Annotated in this window: 2 protein-coding genes; both read right to left on the bottom strand. The window is 73.7% G+C overall.

Going from position 1 to position 2,392, the window contains the following annotated elements; all coding sequences use genetic code 11:
- Window positions 1-698: histidine kinase dimerization/phosphoacceptor domain-containing protein (locus O2W53_RS23765; RefSeq protein WP_269165525.1), on the bottom strand; the 698-nt coding region annotated here is incomplete at its 3' end.
- Window positions 698-2,392, bottom strand: a 1,695-nt coding sequence (locus tag O2W53_RS23760) for an MMPL family transporter (RefSeq protein WP_269165524.1), incomplete at its 5' end; no start/stop codon positions are given. The genes O2W53_RS23760 and O2W53_RS23765, both read right to left, overlap by 1 nt.

Here is a 2,392-nt window from a genome sequence, read left to right as displayed (position 1 = left end):
GCCGCTGACGTGGAGACGCTGAGCCCGGCCAGCAGCTCCCGGGCCTGCTCGGGACGCTTGTCCAGGAGGTGCTCGGCGGTGCCGGCCTGCGCGTGGGCCACGGTGAGGTGGTGGGCGACGACGTCGTGCAGCTCCCGGGCGATGCGCAGGCGTTCCTCGCCCACCCGGTGCCGCACCTCGTCGTCCCGGCTGCGCTCGGCGTCCTCGGCGCGGGCCCGGACCACGTCGAGGTAGGACCGGTGGGCCTGGGCCGTGCGGCCGGCGAACACCGCCGGCAGCAGCCACAGCGCGACGCCGACGGTGCGCAGCACCAGCGAGCCGCCGGTGGGGGTGTCGATCAGGCTGCCCAGGATCACCGCGGCCACCGCGGACCCGGTCCACCAGGCGACCGCCCGCACGGACCCGACGACCGCGAGCCAGTACAGGCAGCCGATCAGCGGGGCCAGCAGCAACGGCGTCGGCAGGTAGCCGAGCGCGCAGGCGGCGGTCTCGCAGCAGATCGCCACGGCCGTCGCGGCGCGCGGCCACCGGGCCGCGGTGAACAGCGCGCCGCTGGCCAGCAGGCTGAGCAGCACGCCGGGGACGAGCACGGCCGGACCGACGATGCCTTCGGTGTCGATGCTGGTACCCAGGGCGGCGAAGAGGAACGCGACGAGCGCCGCCGCCGCATTCCGCCCCCCGATCCGGCCGATGCTCATCAGCGGTTGCTCAGCGCCAGGTCCGGTTGCGCCTGGGCCGGTGCAGGAGCCAGCGACGCGCCCTCCACGTCGACGTTCGGCAGCAGCCGATCCAGCCAGCGCGGCAGCCACCACGCCCGCTCACCGAGCAACTGCAGGACGGCGGGCACCAGCGTCAGCCGGACGACGAACGCGTCGAAGAAGACCGCGGCGGCGAGCCCGAGACCGACCATCTTGATCAGCGGTTCCGACGCCGCCGCGAACCCGCCGAACACCGCGATCATGATCACCGCGGCGGCGACCACGACCTTCGAGCTCTGCGCGAAGCCCGTTCCGACCGCCTCGCGGGCCGGCACACCGTGCACGTGCGCCTCCCGCATCCGCGACACCAGGAACACCTCGTAGTCCATGGCCAGCCCGAACACGATCCCCACCAGCAGGATCGGCATCAGGCTCATGACCGGGCCAGTCTGCTCGACACCGAGCAGTTCACCTGCCCAGCCCCACTGGAAGACCGCGACGATCACCCCGATCGAGGCGAACAGCGAGAGCAGGAAGCCGACCGCGGCCTTGATGGGCACCCAGATCGAGCGGAAGACCACCAGCAGGAGCAGCACCGCGAGACCGACGACGAGCGCGACGTAGGGCACCAGGGCCGACTGGGTCTTCTGCGCCATGTCGATGTCCAGCGCCGTCGTCCCGGTGATCTCGTACCTCACGCCCTGGTCACGTTCCACGGCCGGGCGGGCGTCGCGCAGCGACTCCACCAGCGCCTCGGTGCGCTCGTCGGTCGGCCCGGTGGTGGGGACGGCGGTGAGGACCGCGGTGTCCCCCTGCTCGTTGAAGGTCGGGGTCGACACCGAGGCCACGCCGTCGGTCGCCGCGAGGTCGTCGGCGACGGCCGCCGCGGCGGTCTGCGGGTCGCTCGCACCGCGGGCGTCGACCACCACGGTCAGCGGGCCGTTGGAACCGGGGCCGAACGCCTCGGCCCGCAGGTCGTAGGCCCGGCGCTCGGTGGCCGTGGTCGGCAGCGAGGCGTCGCCGGGGGTGCCCAGCTGCAACGACAGCGCCGGGACGGCGACAGCGGCGAGCACCGCGACCCCGGCCACCGTGACCAGCAGCGGCCGGCGCCGCACCAGCCGCATCCACGTACCGGCCACCGGAACGCGGGGCGAGGTGCGACCACCGCGCCGCTGCGACCGCGAGCGGACCCGGTTCGGGAACATGCCCAGCAGCGCCGGGACCAGCGTCAGCGCCACCAGCACCGCCACCACGACGGCGCCGGCGGCGGCCAGCCCCATCTTCGTCAGCGACGGGATCCCGACCACGAACAAACCGGCGAGCGCGATCACCACCGTCGTCCCGGCGAAGACGACCGCGGACCCCGCGGTGCCCACGGCGCGGCCGGCGGCCGTCTGGGCGTCGTCGTGGCTGAGCCGTTCCTCCTGGTAGCGCGAGACGACGAACATCGCGTAGTCGATGCCGACCGCCAGCCCCAGCATCAGCGCGAGCATCCCGCTGGTGATCGCCATCCCGAGCGGGCCGGCCACTGCCCAGACGCCGAGGAACGAGATGGCCACCCCGATGATCGCCGTCAGCAGCGGCAGCCCCGCGGCCACCAGCGACCCGAAGGTCAGCAGCAGGACCAGGGCCGCGATCGCGACCCCGACCAGCTCGGTGGCGCTCATGCTGGTGGGGCTCTTCAGCGCCGAGCC

This window comes from Modestobacter sp. VKM Ac-2978 (assembly GCF_026968025.1).
GTDB lineage: Bacteria > Actinomycetota > Actinomycetes > Mycobacteriales > Geodermatophilaceae > Modestobacter.
Note: the sequence above shows the minus strand (reverse complement) of the source record. Positions and strands in the feature narration are given on the sequence as shown.